This window comes from Geobacillus kaustophilus, assembly GCF_000948285.1.
GTDB lineage: Bacteria > Bacillota > Bacilli > Bacillales > Anoxybacillaceae > Geobacillus > Geobacillus thermoleovorans_A.
Window position 1 is genome coordinate 2,884,813 of sequence record NZ_JYBP01000003.1, and the last position, 12,832, is coordinate 2,897,644.

Here is a 12,832-nt window from a genome sequence, read left to right on the forward strand (position 1 = left end):
GCGGAAAAAGAGGGCTACTTTTTATATATGACAGTGGGCGCCAAAAAAGCCGATGAGCATTTTTCTTTATATGACGGACTGATTTATGACATGATACATATATATAGAAAACGACTTTCTAAAAGAAACAGGTGAAGCTCATGAGCGAATTCATTATGAACAATCTGGAACAAACAGCTCGGCGCTGGCTTGAGGAACGGGGGGTGACCGTGGAAAAAATTGCAGAGCTCGTGTATTACTTGCAATCAAAATATCATCCCGATTTAACGATGGAGGAGTGCATCGAAAACGTCAACCGCGTCATTTCGAAACGTGAAGTGCAAAATGCGATTCTAACCGGCATCCAATTGGATAAACTCGCCGAAGACGGCCGGCTCGATGAACCGCTGCAGTCGATCATTCGCCGCGATGAAGGGCTGTATGGCGTCGACGAAATTTTGGCGCTGTCGATCGTGAATGTGTACGGATCGATCGGGTTTACGAACTACGGCTATATCGATAAGCAAAAACCGGGCATTTTGCAATATTTAAATGATAAATCAACCGGCAAATGCAACACGTTTTTGGACGACATTGTCGGCGCCATCGCCGCGGCGGCGTCAAGCCGCCTGGCGCACCGGGCTGCCAATGCCGAGTAACGCCGGCGCCGCCCATGCGCGCCCTTCATCCGCGCCGAGCAACATGAAACGCCGCCTTGCCTTTTTTTGGCAAAGCGGCGTTGTTTACAAGCGGTCAAGCCATTCCAAAAGCGAATCGGCCGTATACGTCGGCATCCGTTCGCAGCGGGCGAGCATGTCTTTTGTCGTCACGCCCGTATGGACTAAAAGCGTATCAATGCCAGCGTTCATGCCGGCTAAAATATCCGTTTCATAATAGTCGCCGATCATCAGCACGTCCTCCTTCGGGACGCCGAGCACTTTGAGCGCCTGCTCCATAATAATTTTTTCCGGCTTGCCGATAAATGTCGGCTTCACCTGCGTCGATACGGCGACGACCGACGTCAGAGCCCCGTTGCCCGGCAAAAGCCCCCGCTCCGTCGGCAAGGCGATGTCGCCGTTCGTTGAGATGAACATCGCTCCATTTCGGACAGCCAGACAAGCGACAGCGAACTTTTCGTATGTAATTTGCCGATCAATCCCGATGACGACGACATCCGCATCTTCGCCGGCCAAACGGAATCCTTTGTCCGCCAAGGCGGTTTGGAGCCCTTCCTCGCCGATCACATACACGGAAGCATCCGGTTTTTTTTCAAAAATGTAATTCGCCGTCGCCTGGCTTGTCGTAAACACATGCTTCTCCTCGGCCGGCACGCCGAACGAACGCAATTTTTCCGCTACTTGCGCCGGTGTGCGCGACGAATTGTTCGTGACAAACAAATACGGAATGCCGCGGCGGTGCAGCTCGTTGACGAACATCCGCGCCTCAGCGATGCATTCGGTGCCGCGATACATCGTCCCGTCCAAATCGATGAGGTAGCCGTTGTATCGTTTCAATGCATTCTCTCTCCTTTCCCGCCATCAATTGCGAAACGCCGACACCGGGCCGAGCTCGCTTTCCAGGTAAGCGCGCACCGCCTTCGGATACGCTTCAAGCGCCGGCAAATGTTCGCTCAGATCGGCAAGCAATTTCTCATGGTCCACGCGCGTATACTCGTGCACAAGCATTTTCCGATAGGCGATGAACGCTTTCAACCGATCGGCATCCGCGGTTGAAATCACTCGCTCATCCGCCAAAATGTCGATGATGTCGTTGTAGCTGCCCGGGTCGCGCATAATAAACCCATCGATCATGGCATTGCCGACGTCCAACACCGCCTCGATGACGACATGAGCGATCCGTTCGAGCGCCAATTGCCGAAGCGGCTCGTCCCATCGCTCCTCGGCCTTGTAACGGTCGAGCATTTGTTCCATGCAGCTGAGCGTTTCTTCCAATTTTTTGCGATCGACAAAATACATCCGTCATCCCTCCTCGTTCCTTTGTGCGATTTGCGGTCTCCCGTTTTCGACGCCTGTCTGCTATGATGGACATAGACGAAAAAACAGGAGGGGCTCAAATTATGGGCGAACGGTTTTATTTATACGACGACACCGTCGAAACGGCCGTCCGCTTCGTCAGCTTTGTCGGCGAGCGGCAGCGGTTTGATTTGGCGCTCATCGAAACGGATCGTTTTTACGGGAAGTGGCTCGTGCTCGACTTGCAAAGCAACCGCTTTGCCATTCTCGGGCGCGACGATTTGGAGGAGCCGGGCTATATCGAGCACGCTTACCAGCTCAATGAGCAAGATGCCAATGATTTGCGCGCCTTTTTGGAGGAGCATCTCTCATAACCTTCCTCGGTTTCGGGCATCTTATGAAACACCCAAGCAGCAAGGAAGGTGAGACGAATGGCAGAACGGGAAACATATGCCGATTTTTCCGACGTCGAGAAACAGCGCAATTTCTTGACCGCCGAAGAGTTCCCAGAAGGGCCGTACGGCTCGCCGCGCCGCAACGACGAGCCGGTCGAAAACAAAAGCACGCCTTGGAAGGAAGGCCAGCGGCATTACAGCGCCTTCAACTACGAGTTTAAATCGTTCCACCAAAACATCCCGAGGCGCGACCCAGCCGCCCACCCGCCGCATGATGACCCGCGCAACAGTGAACAGTTTCCGTACAATGAAACGGAAGAACAGGCTTGACGTTCAGCGGAACAACGAAAGAAACGGGGCAGCCGCCAGCCTATAGCGGCTGCCGCCTTTGCCGTTTCGCCATGCGGCGGCGATGAGAATGGCGCAGCGTCGTCTTTTTGTCTGTCCGCGGTCTGCCTTCCCTCCTGCGAGCCTTTCGCCGCACAGCGGTTTCTTGCGCCTCCTCTTCTTCCGGCACCGCCGCACTCCAGTCCGCTGGCGCGGTTACCGTTTCACCTTGCGCAGCACAAAATACGCGCAGCCGAAGTTGCAATATTCATACAAATATTCGGACAACGTGCTGATTTTCGTATCGTACGTCGCTTTTTGGTTATGGTCATCAAAAAACCCGCGCAGCCGGAGCTGGTTGTACCCCCAGTCCCCGACAATGTAGTCGTACTTCGCCAAAATGTCCGCATATCGGGCGCGAAAGGCTTCTTCATTAAAGGCGTTTTTCACATTTTCCACCAGTTCGTAACAATGATTGTTAATGCAAATCACTGTTCTCACCTCGCCTTTCCACTTCCATCATAAAAGATGCACCGCACCCAATCAATTACTGTCATCAAATGAACCGCTCTGTGCCATCCTAAAAGCGAAGGGGGTGCTGACGATGAGACGACCATGGCTGGCCGTTGCGTTCGGGACGGCCGTCGCCCTAGCCGGCTGCGCGCAGACGGCCGAGGACGAAAACACCGACATTTACAAGCGGAGCGGCAACACGATCAACGTCACCAACCGCAACGAGCTGTACAATGAAAACGGGGTGCCCAACGGCGATGACACGCCGATGAACAACTTCGGGTACGTCCGCCATCAAAAAAGCCCGATCCTCGGCGATGCAAACGGCTACAACGACATGCCGTCCTTCAACCGCGAGAAAGCGGCTGATTTAATCAGCAAATTGTGCACCCAGCTGCCGGGCGTCAAAGACGTCGCTACGCTCGTCACGGATGAGGAAGTGCTCGTCGTGTATGACGCGGATACGAACAACCGGCAGCTAACGGCCGATCAAGTGAAAAAGACGGCGCTTTCCGTCGTTCCCCGCTACTACCATGTGTATGTCGCCGACAATCCGCAGCTGATGAAGGACATCGAGCGCTTCGGGCGCCTTGATTCGAACACGCGCAATATCGACCAAATTCTCGATGCGACGATTCAGCGGATGTTGAACTATCCGCAAGGGAAAAAACTGAGCGACGGGGAAAATGAAAACGGCGAAATGATCAACGAAACAAACGATGAATTAGACCGCGATTTCCGCGACGGCACGCCGCGGGCGACGAAAGCGGGGCGCTAGGGAAAAGAAACGGTCTGCCTTCTTGATGAAAGGCATGACCGTTTCTTCGCGTTCATCCGCCGGGATGATGCTTTCAGCCGCTGAAACAACGCTTGCTTGCTTTCGCACCGTTCGTTGGATGTTACGCTTTCAACTGCCGCGCTTTCGCCGCCTCGCTCACCTGCTCATCGGCATGGTACGACGAGCGAACGAGCGGGCCGGCTTCGCAATGGCTGAACCCTTTGCTCAATGCGATTTCTTTCAGCTCTTGAAACTCATCTGGATGGTAATATTTTACAACCTTCAAATGTTTTTTCGTCGGCTGCAAATACTGGCCGATCGTCAAAATGTCGACATGGTTGGCGCGCAAATCGTCCATCGCTTCCATGATTTCCTCTTTCGTTTCCCCAAGGCCGACCATGATGCTCGATTTCGTCGGAATGTCCGGCTGCAATTCTTTCGCGCGCCGCAAAAACTCAAGCGAACGTTCGTACGTCGCGCGGGCGCGCACCCTTGGAGTCAAGCGGCGCACCGTTTCGATGTTATGGTTTAAAATGTCAGGGCGGGCATCCATCAAAATTTTCAAGTTTTCATACACCCCGCCCATATCCGACGGCAGCACCTCGATCGTCGTAAACGGGTTTTTCCGGCGGATGGCGCGCACCGTTTCGGCGAATACCGCCGCCCCGCCGTCTTTCAAGTCATCGCGGGCGACGGCGGTGACGACGACGTGTTTCAAGTTCATGATGCGCACCGATTCCGCGACGCGTTCCGGCTCCTGCCAATCAAGCTCCGTCGGCAGTCCGGTTTTGACAGCGCAGAAGCGGCAGGCGCGCGTGCAGACACTGCCTAAAATCATAAACGTCGCCGTCCGCCGTACGGCCCAGCATTCGTGAATGTTTGGGCACTTCGCTTCCTCGCAAACAGTATGTAAACGGTTTTCCCGCATCAGCTTCTTTAAACCGATATAATTCTCGTTCGTGTTCAACTTGATTTTCAACCAGTCCGGCTTGCGGACGTGTTCTTCTTTCGTCGCCATCGTTCTCACTCCACTTGTCGATGATTGTTCATTTCTCATTATAATGAAAAGCGCAGGAAAACACAAAAAAATCGTCCATCAGACGATTTTCCTCCTTTTAACATTTATGAAATTCCCGTTTCTCCCCAAACTAAACATATGAAACGGGCGGAAAGGGGGAATACGCGTGCATCGATGGCTTGCCGCCATATCGGCGGCAGCGATGCTGTGGATCGCCGCCGGCGCGGCTTCCGCGGCAGAACAGGAAGAGGCGGTGTATGAAAAGCGGATGGAGCTGTACAAAAAGGCTGAAGCCGTTTCCTTGATCCCGTGGCATTACTTTGCGGCCATTGACCAGTATGAGCGAAACGTCCGGCAAGTCCGCGGCGACCTGCCCAAGCCAGCCGGTGTTCTCGGCATTTATATGAAGCCGGAAATATGGGCCGGACCGCTGAACAAAAACCCGCACGATACGAACCCGTTTACGATCTCCCAGTTTGGCGGCCTTGGCGTGGACGGCGACGGCGACGGCTATGCGCGGGCGGACGACGACGACGATGTGATCATGGCCATGGCCCGCTATTTGCAAACGTACGGCATCGATCACCGCCATATCAAAATCGCGCTTTGGAACTATTACCAACGCGCCAAGACCGTCGACTTGATTTTAGGAAAGGCAAGAATTTACAAAAAATATCAGACGTTGAAATTGGACAACCACGTGTTTCCGCTTCCGCTGCGGGCCAATTACAGCTACCGCGATACATGGGGAGATGCGCGCGGCTGGGGCGGGCGGCGCATTCATGAAGGAACCGATATTTTCGCCGGCTACGGCGTTCCGGTGCGCTCGACGTGCTACGGCATCGTCGAGCTGAAGGGGTGGAACAAATACGGCGGCTGGCGCGTCGGCATCCGCGACATCAACAACACGTACCATTACTTCGCCCATTTGAACGGCTTCGCCGCCGATCTTCGCGAGGGGCAAATCGTCGAGCCGGGGACGATCATCGGCTCGGTCGGCAGCTCTGGCTACGGTCCGCCCGGCACGGCAGGGAAATTTCCGCCCCATCTTCACTACGGCATGTACAAAGACAACGGCTATACCGAATGGGCGTTTGACCCGTACCCGCACCTAAAAGCATGGGAGCGGGCCGAGCGGCAACAACGGCGCCGCTAGCCGCGGCCGGGGCTGGCGTGATGGGGTTCTCTCCGCCAACGCCAGACGCCCAAATAAGCGGCATGTTTTTTCAAGAGCAGAGACGTCCCGGACGCCGATGTTTCCCGTCCGTCCATCCCAGCCGGCGTTCGCCGGACAAAACGGGGCAAGCAGGGAAAAGGACTGACCCAAAAAGGCCATTCCCTTTAAACCAAACATAGGCCTGTTGTTGGTGAATGATTGTTTTATACCTATATTATACATCAATAAGAAAGGGTGTCCCGATCCTGTTGGGACACCCTCTTTTTTCCACGGCGGCGCCAACCGTCCGAAACGGCTTTCCGCTGACGTTCTTCCGCCTATCGTTTCTCAATGCCCGCCCAAATACGCCTGCTTCACCTGCTCGCTCGCCTGCAGCTCGCTCGCCGTTCCCGACAAGACGACGCGGCCCGATTCGAGGACATAGGCGCGATGCGCGATCGAGAGCGCCATATGAGCGTTTTGCTCGACAAGCAAAATCGTCGTCCCCGACTCGTTGATTTCCTGAATGATGCGGAAAATGGTTTTGACCAAAAGCGGCGCGAGCCCCATTGACGGTTCGTCAAGCAAGAGCAGCTTCGGGCGCGCCATGAGCGCGCGGCCGATGGCGAGCATTTGCTGTTCGCCGCCCGAAAGCGTTCCGGCCAGCTGCTTGCGCCGCTCCTCAAGGCGCGGGAACAGCTGAAAGACTTTGGCAAAGTCTTGTTGAATGCCTTCTTTGTCTTTGCGCAAAAACGCGCCGAGCTCCAAGTTTTCCTCGACCGTCATATTGGCGAAAACGCGCCGCCCTTCCGGCACGTGGGAAATGCCTTGCTTGACGATCGCCTGCGCCGCCTTGCCGGCGATCGAGGCTCCCTCATACACGATGTCGCCGTTTTTCGGCCTAAGCAGCCCGGAAATGGTTTTCAGAAGCGTCGTTTTCCCCGCACCGTTCGCTCCGATCAGCGTGACGATCTCGCCTTTGTTCACCTCAAGCGATACGCCTTTTAAGGCATGAATGTTGCCGTAAAATACATCGATTCCATCCACTTTCAACATGGTCACGACACCTCCTCGCCAAGGTAAGCCTCGATCACTTTCGGGTTGCTGCGCACTTGTTCCGGCGTTCCTTCGGCGATCAGCTGGCCGTGATCCAACACGTAAATGCGCTCGCATATGCCCATCACAAGCGACATGTCATGCTCAATCAACAAAATCGTCAAAGCAAACCGCTCGCGAATAAAGGCAATCAACTTCATCAATTCCTTCGTTTCCTGCGGGTTCATGCCGGCGGCCGGCTCGTCAAGCAAAAGCACCTTCGGCTGCGCCGCCAGCGCCCGGGCGATCTCAAGCCGGCGCTGCTGGCCGTACGGCAAGTTTTTCGCCTTCTCGTGCATGACGCCGTCAAGCTGAAAAATGTTCAAAAACTCGATCGCCTTTTCTTCCATCTCCTTCTCACCGCGGAAATGGGACGGGAGGCGGAGAATGGAGCTCGCGATCGAATGGCGGGCGTGCGCATGGTAGGCGACTTTCACGTTGTCCAAAACCGACAGTTCGCCGAACAGACGAATGTTTTGAAACGTCCGGCTGATCCCTTTGCGCGTAATTTTATATGGCGGCAGGCCGTTCAGCGTCTCGCCGTCAAGCATAATCCGCCCGTCAGTCGGCACATACACGCCCGTCAATAAGTTAAACAGCGTCGTTTTCCCGGCGCCGTTCGGGCCGATGAGCCCGACAAGCTCCCCTTGATAAAGCTCCATCGTCACACCGGAGAGCGCCTTCAGCCCGCCAAACTGGATGCCGATGTTTTCTGCCTTAAGCAACGGTGTTTTTGCCGCCATGATTCATTCCTCCCTGCGCTGCCTTCCGCCATTTGAAGAGCGAAGATAGTTCTTTCGTCCCCATCAGCCCGGTTGGACGGTACAGCATCACCAAAATCAAGACGATGCTGTAAATGATCATCCTTGTTTCCGGATAGTTTTGCAAGAACGTCGAAACGATCGTCAGCAACACCGCCGCCACCACCGCGCCGGATAGGCTGCCGAGCCCGCCGAGCACGACGAAAATCAAAATGTCAAACGATTTTAAAAAGCCGAAGTTCGACGGCTGAATGATGTAAAAGTGATGGGCGTACAGCGCCCCGGCGATGCCGGCGAAAAATGAGCCGATCGCAAACGCCGCCACTTTGTAATACGTCGTATTGATCCCCATGGCATCGGCGGCGATTTCATCTTCGCGAATCGAGATGCACGCCCGCCCATGCGTTGAGTTGGTGAAGTTGGCAATCACCAAAATCGTCACAAACAGGCAGGCGAACACCCACGGCCATGTCGTCATATGCGTCACCGTCATGCCGCTCGCTCCGCCGACGTAATCGATGTTCAAGAGCGCAATGCGGACAATTTCGCCAAACCCAAGCGTGGCGATCGCCAAGTAATCGCCTTTTAAACGCAGGCTCGGCACGCCGATGATGAGCCCGGCGAGCGCCGCCGCCACCCCGGCGGTCAAGACGCCGACCGCAAACGGCAGCTGCAGCTTCATCGTCATAACCGCTGAAGCGTATGCGCCAACAGCGAAAAAGCCGGCGTGTCCGATCGAAAACTGCCCGGTGATGCCGATGATCAAGTGAAGGCTCGCAGCCAACATGACGTTGATCGCCATGAAAAAGAGGGTGTTCACATAAAACACATTGAGCGTCCCGCTTGCAATCAGCCACTCGACAACAGCGAAAAAGGCGAAGGCCAGTATGACGGAAACCCAAAATCCACGAGTCCGCTTCCAAGTTGCCATTGTACCCTACCATCCTTTACACTTTTTCTCGTACGTTCTTGCCAAACAATCCGGCCGGCCGGAAAATGAGGATGAGAATTAAAATGACAAACGCTGCTCCGTCGCGCCAGAGCGAATAGCCGAGCCCGCTGACGAGCGATTCGATGACGCCAAGCAAAAGCCCTCCGACCATCGCTCCCGGAATGATGCCGATTCCGCCCAGCACAGCGGCGACAAACGCTTTCAATCCGGGAAGAATGCCCATCAATGGCTCGATTTTTGTATAATAAATGCCGAAAATGACGCCGGCCGCCCCCGCAAGCGCCGAACCGATGGCGAACGTGGCCGAAATCGTATTGTCGACGTTAATCCCCATCAACCGGGCCGCTTCCGCATCGTGGGAGACGGCGCGCATCGCTTTCCCGATTTTTGTCCGGTGAACGATGAACTGAAGAAGGACCATCAAAACGAGGGACGTGCCGAGGATGAACAGCGACTGGCTGCTGATGACAACCCCAAACAGCTCCAAATTCCGGTCCGGCAGCAATGTGCTCGGATACGCTTCCGGCTGGGCTCCGCGCAAATAAATCGTGACGTACTCGATAAGCAGTGAAACGCCGATCGCCGTAATGAGCACCGCGATGCGCGCCGCATTGCGCAGCGGCTTGTACGCAATCCGCTCAATAATCATCCCAAGCACGGCGCAAGCTGCCATCGCCAGCAAAAGCGCCGGGACAAAGCCGACGCCAAGCATCGTGACGGCGTAAAAACCGACGAATGAACCGACCATAAAGACGTCGCCATGGGCGAAATTGATGAGCCGAACGATGCCGTACACCATCGTATAGCCGAGGGCGATGAGCGCATAAATGCTGCCTAGCGAAATGCCGTTGACCAGCTGTTGAATGAGTTCCATGTCTGCACGCTCCTTAATGAAAACTCGTTCCTTGTCCAAACGAAAGGCCGGATAGGGAGACGCCCCATCGAGAGCGCTCCCCCCCCCCCCCGCCCTGTCCGCCTCATTACGGATTGACTTTTGTTTTAAATTGCTGCTGCCCATCTTTGTATTCCAAAATGGCCGCCGATTTGACCGGGTCATGGTGTTCATTGAGCGTCAATGTGCCGGAGACAAGCTGCAAATCTTTCGTTTGCGCCAGCGCGTCTTTAATTTTCACCGGATCGGCGCTGCCGGCCCGCTTAATGGCATCGGCCAGGAAGTAGGCTGTATCATAGCCAAGCGCGTTGAACGCATCCGGGGCCTTGTTGTATTTCGCTTTAAAGGCTTTCACAAACTCTTGAATTTTCGGATCCGGGTCGCCGGACGAATAATGGTTGGTAATGTACGTGTTGTTCAATGCGTCTTTGCCGGCAATTTCAACAAGCTTCGGCGAATCCCAGCCGTCGCCGCCCATGATCGGCACGTTCAAGCCAAGCTCGCGCGCCTGCTTGACGATGAGGCCGACTTCTTCATAATAGCCCGGCAAGAAAATGAACTCCGGATTTTTGGATTTGATGCGCGTCAGCGTCGCACGGAAATCGGTGTCTTTCGCGACATACGCTTCTTCCGCGACAATTTTGCCGCCGCCTTGGGTGAACGCGTCTTTAAACGAAGCGGCCAGCCCTTTCGAATAATCGCTTGAGCTGTCGATCAAGACCGCCGCGTTTTTCACTTTCAAGTCATTCAGCGCGAATTTCGCCGCCACCGTTCCTTGGAACGGGTCGATAAAGCACGTCCGGAAGACGAACTCGTTCACTTTGCCGTCTTTGTTCGTGATCGTCGGGTTCGTGCCCGTCGGCGTAATGAGCGGCACTTTGTTGTCATTGGCGACTTGCACTTGAGCGAGCGTGTTCGTGCTCGTCGCCGAGCCGATGATGGCGACGACTTTATCTTGGCTGATCAACTTGATCGTGCCGTTCGTCGCTTCGGCCGCTTCCGATTTGTTGTCGACTTTCACCAATTCCAGCTTTTTGCCGTTGATTCCTTCTTTGTTGATTTCCTCAAGCGCCAAGTCCAGCCCCTCGGCGATCGACTGGCCGTACGAAGCGACCCCGCCGGACAGCTCGAGGTTGGCGCCGATTTTAATCACATCGCCGCCTCCTCCGCCGTTTCCGCCTGAAGAACCGCCGCCTTGCTGGTTGCCGCCGCAGCCGGCCAAAAGACCTGCCGTCAGCATCAATGAGAAAAAGACGCCTGCTGCTCTTTTTTTCTTCACTTGTTTTCCCCCCATTGTTCAAAATGTTCTTTCACTAGAGCGCACGCCTTTCTCTGCATACTATATCGGCAGAGTCCGTCTGCCTTGTGCGCTCGTCCGCCGCGCCGGATGGCGCAGCGAAATGATGTATGCCTTCCGATGCCAGCCGTTCATTCCCCCTCTCAAACCGCTATGTAAATAATAAAACTATTTTCAATTTAATATAATATTACAAAATTTAAAGCAGCTCGTCTAGTTCTTTTCTATTTGAAAAACAAAAAAGCTGTTTCCTCTTGACAAACGCCAGAGAAACAGCCAAAGCCCCTTAGCCGGGAAGAACACTTTTTTTGCATAACATTTCCATGTTTCTGTCAAAACCATTCCCAATGGCTGACGCGGGCATCCGTCAACCGAACGGAACTAGCGGGCGAACGCCGGCCGCAAAATAAGCTCTGCTCTAGATGGGCGGTGATTGCATGAAAAATGAGGCTCAACTTGAGACCCCTTATCAACTCCGCTCTTCTCTCTAATCGAGAACGATCGATTTAGGAAAATGACGATCGCCGGCCTTTTAGAGGCGCGCATTGACAGCCTTTCCCGCTACCGCTTCGGAAGCTGGATGGACGGGTTCACTTGACCGCCGTTTTTGTTGTAAAATTGCGGCACTTCTCCCGGAATGAAGCGCATCACCACTGGAATATCCGTTGTCACATTGGAAATTTTCGATGCAAAAGGAATGACGACTTGGATGTCGACCGATACATGAATGTCAATTTCAATAAAAAAACTGTTAATATCATAGGCTCGAATTTCTTTCGTCACTTCCGAGTCGACATTGCCAACGATCTGAAACTGCACCGGAATGCGCGGGCCGAGATTGGCTAAAAGCGCATTGTTCGTCACTTGCCCGAGCGGAATGTAATAAATGATGCCGCGGCTGTTTCCAGTGCCGGACTCGACTTCGGGAAGCACCATTCGTTCAATCCGCCCTTCTGTCGCCGCCTTTAAACTTTCCATCACATGATCGTCCGTTTCCGATAAGATGCGGTTGATCACTGCGGTGTCAAAATCGACCGACACAATTTTGCCGCTTTCGTCCTTTTGAACCGTGACCAGCTGCCGAAATTCTGGATTGTCTTTTTGAAACTGCTGCTCAATGGCGTTATTGATCACCAAGTTGGCAATCCGCTTCGTTTCCGTTTCGGCGATTTCCATCAGCACCGGCTTAATGCCTTTATTCACAATCCAAAGGCTTGCTGCCGTCGAAAACATAAAAAAAACGAACGTTAATAAAAAAACATAGCGGAACGGGAGCGGCCCTCTCCGCACGAATCGGGGGCGCAGCAAAATGAAAATCCCTCCTTTACAAGCTATATGTATGCTTGCAAGGAGGGAGATTTTCACCGCATTTTCAACAGTGCGTCTTTCCCTTTCATTCCCTGTTCAATGCCGAGCTCCAAAGCGGCGACTGTCACCGATTCGAGCGGCGCCTCAAGCAGCTGTTCAATCGTGCGCACCCCGACCGCCCGACCGGCGATAATGCCGCGGTCGCGCAATTTCTCATTCAACAGCGCCACATCGAGCGCCCCGCACATAATGTACCCTTTTTCACTCGCCACCGCCAACAAATTCGTTTTCGGCAGCTGGACAGACACAGCAATAAACGGATGCCCCTCTATGATGATCGGCTTCACTTCGACCATCGCCGCAGCCACACTCCTTTCCATACTCCAAT

General features: G+C 54.2%; 16 protein-coding genes. 5 read left to right on the forward strand and 11 right to left on the reverse strand.

Annotated elements, in window-relative coordinates:
• Positions 1–140 precede the first annotated feature (140 nt).
• On the forward strand, positions 141–638 hold the full coding sequence (locus LG52_RS14925) for a phosphatidylglycerophosphatase A (RefSeq protein ID WP_011232437.1): 498 nt from the start codon (positions 141–143) through the stop codon (positions 636–638).
• 84 nt (positions 639–722) lie between these two features.
• On the opposite strand, the gene LG52_RS14930 is transcribed toward LG52_RS14925, so the two are convergent.
• Both LG52_RS14930 and hepT read right to left on the reverse strand, forming a co-directional pair.
• Positions 723–1,493 carry a TIGR01457 family HAD-type hydrolase gene (locus tag LG52_RS14930; protein WP_044732515.1) on the reverse strand — a complete coding sequence of 257 codons (771 nt, stop codon included), beginning with the start codon at positions 1,491–1,493 and terminating at the stop codon, positions 723–725.
• 24 nt (positions 1,494–1,517) lie between these two features.
• Positions 1,518–1,955: a type VII toxin-antitoxin system HepT family RNase toxin gene (hepT, locus tag LG52_RS14935; protein WP_044732516.1), complete on the reverse strand. Its 438-nt coding sequence runs from the start codon at positions 1,953–1,955 to the stop codon at positions 1,518–1,520.
• A gap of 101 nt (positions 1,956–2,056) precedes the next feature.
• Here hepT and LG52_RS14940 point away from each other — a divergent pair, with 101 nt between their 5' ends.
• Both LG52_RS14940 and LG52_RS14945 read left to right on the forward strand, forming a co-directional pair.
• Positions 2,057–2,326, forward strand: coding sequence for a DUF3055 domain-containing protein (locus LG52_RS14940; protein WP_044732517.1), 270 nt, complete (start codon positions 2,057–2,059; stop codon positions 2,324–2,326).
• Positions 2,327–2,383: 57 nt separating this feature from the next.
• On the forward strand, positions 2,384–2,677 hold the full coding sequence (locus tag LG52_RS14945; protein ID WP_044732518.1) for a hypothetical protein: 294 nt from the start codon (positions 2,384–2,386) through the stop codon (positions 2,675–2,677).
• A 213-nt stretch (positions 2,678–2,890) separates the two neighbouring features.
• Here LG52_RS14945 and LG52_RS14950 read toward each other — a convergent pair whose 3' ends face one another.
• Positions 2,891–3,166: a YutD family protein gene (locus LG52_RS14950; RefSeq protein ID WP_013144326.1), complete on the reverse strand. Its 276-nt coding sequence runs from the start codon at positions 3,164–3,166 to the stop codon at positions 2,891–2,893.
• Positions 3,167–3,278: 112 nt separating this feature from the next.
• Between LG52_RS14950 and LG52_RS14955 the strand changes: the two genes are divergently transcribed.
• Positions 3,279–3,965 (forward strand): YhcN/YlaJ family sporulation lipoprotein, encoded by a 687-nt coding sequence (locus LG52_RS14955; protein WP_044732519.1) that lies wholly within the window; start codon positions 3,279–3,281, stop codon positions 3,963–3,965.
• A gap of 121 nt (positions 3,966–4,086) precedes the next feature.
• On the opposite strand, the gene lipA is transcribed toward LG52_RS14955, so the two are convergent.
• Positions 4,087–4,983: a lipoyl synthase gene (lipA, locus tag LG52_RS14960; RefSeq protein WP_015375731.1), complete on the reverse strand. Its 897-nt coding sequence runs from the start codon at positions 4,981–4,983 to the stop codon at positions 4,087–4,089.
• Between the two features lie 166 nt (positions 4,984–5,149).
• Here lipA and LG52_RS14965 point away from each other — a divergent pair, with 166 nt between their 5' ends.
• Positions 5,150–6,139 (forward strand): M23 family metallopeptidase, encoded by a 990-nt coding sequence (locus tag LG52_RS14965; RefSeq protein ID WP_044732520.1) that lies wholly within the window; start codon positions 5,150–5,152, stop codon positions 6,137–6,139.
• Between the two features lie 348 nt (positions 6,140–6,487).
• Here the strand turns inward: LG52_RS14965 and LG52_RS14970 are convergent, their stop codons facing one another.
• From LG52_RS14970 to LG52_RS15000, 7 genes are all read right to left on the reverse strand, one after another.
• The gene (locus tag LG52_RS14970; protein WP_044732521.1) at positions 6,488–7,195 is read right to left on the reverse strand and encodes an ABC transporter ATP-binding protein; all 708 of its coding nucleotides are present in this window, start codon (positions 7,193–7,195) and stop codon (positions 6,488–6,490) included.
• A gap of 2 nt (positions 7,196–7,197) precedes the next feature.
• Complete coding sequence (locus LG52_RS14975) at positions 7,198–7,977, reverse strand: ABC transporter ATP-binding protein (RefSeq protein ID WP_044732522.1); 780 nt, start codon at positions 7,975–7,977, stop codon at positions 7,198–7,200.
• Positions 7,952–8,926 carry a branched-chain amino acid ABC transporter permease gene (locus tag LG52_RS14980; RefSeq protein ID WP_044732523.1) on the reverse strand — a complete coding sequence of 325 codons (975 nt, stop codon included), beginning with the start codon at positions 8,924–8,926 and terminating at the stop codon, positions 7,952–7,954. The genes LG52_RS14975 and LG52_RS14980 overlap by 26 nt, the downstream gene beginning before the upstream one ends.
• 16 nt (positions 8,927–8,942) lie before the next feature.
• Positions 8,943–9,821: a branched-chain amino acid ABC transporter permease gene (locus LG52_RS14985; protein WP_044732524.1), complete on the reverse strand. Its 879-nt coding sequence runs from the start codon at positions 9,819–9,821 to the stop codon at positions 8,943–8,945.
• 106 nt (positions 9,822–9,927) lie between these two features.
• On the reverse strand, positions 9,928–11,118 hold the full coding sequence (locus LG52_RS14990; RefSeq protein WP_044733307.1) for an ABC transporter substrate-binding protein: 1,191 nt from the start codon (positions 11,116–11,118) through the stop codon (positions 9,928–9,930).
• A gap of 579 nt (positions 11,119–11,697) precedes the next feature.
• Positions 11,698–12,444: a sporulation protein YunB gene (gene yunB / locus LG52_RS14995; RefSeq protein WP_044732525.1), complete on the reverse strand. Its 747-nt coding sequence runs from the start codon at positions 12,442–12,444 to the stop codon at positions 11,698–11,700.
• A 53-nt stretch (positions 12,445–12,497) separates the two neighbouring features.
• Positions 12,498–12,800: a YunC family protein gene (locus tag LG52_RS15000; RefSeq protein ID WP_044732526.1), complete on the reverse strand. Its 303-nt coding sequence runs from the start codon at positions 12,798–12,800 to the stop codon at positions 12,498–12,500.
• Positions 12,801–12,832 lie beyond the last annotated feature (32 nt).

Excerpts from the sequence above, each read along its gene's own strand:
- LG52_RS14945 (WP_044732518.1), top strand. The coding sequence starts at position 2,384 with ATGGCAGAACGGGAAACATATGCCGATTTTTCCGACGTCGAGAAACAG.
- hepT (WP_044732516.1), bottom strand. The coding sequence starts at position 1,955 with ATGTATTTTGTCGATCGCAAAAAATTGGAAGAAACGCTCAGCTGCATG.
- LG52_RS14985 (WP_044732524.1), bottom strand. The coding sequence starts at position 9,821 with ATGGAACTCATTCAACAGCTGGTCAACGGCATTTCGCTAGGCAGCATT.
- lipA (WP_015375731.1), bottom strand. The coding sequence starts at position 4,983 with ATGGCGACGAAAGAAGAACACGTCCGCAAGCCGGACTGGTTGAAAATC.
- LG52_RS14940 (WP_044732517.1), top strand. The coding sequence starts at position 2,057 with ATGGGCGAACGGTTTTATTTATACGACGACACCGTCGAAACGGCCGTC.
- LG52_RS14925 (WP_011232437.1), top strand. The coding sequence starts at position 141 with ATGAGCGAATTCATTATGAACAATCTGGAACAAACAGCTCGGCGCTGG.
- LG52_RS15000 (WP_044732526.1), bottom strand. The coding sequence starts at position 12,800 with ATGGTCGAAGTGAAGCCGATCATCATAGAGGGGCATCCGTTTATTGCT.
- LG52_RS14980 (WP_044732523.1), bottom strand. The coding sequence starts at position 8,926 with ATGGCAACTTGGAAGCGGACTCGTGGATTTTGGGTTTCCGTCATACTG.
- LG52_RS14955 (WP_044732519.1), top strand. The coding sequence starts at position 3,279 with ATGAGACGACCATGGCTGGCCGTTGCGTTCGGGACGGCCGTCGCCCTA.
- LG52_RS14975 (WP_044732522.1), bottom strand. The coding sequence starts at position 7,977 with ATGGCGGCAAAAACACCGTTGCTTAAGGCAGAAAACATCGGCATCCAG.
- LG52_RS14970 (WP_044732521.1), bottom strand. The coding sequence starts at position 7,195 with ATGTTGAAAGTGGATGGAATCGATGTATTTTACGGCAACATTCATGCC.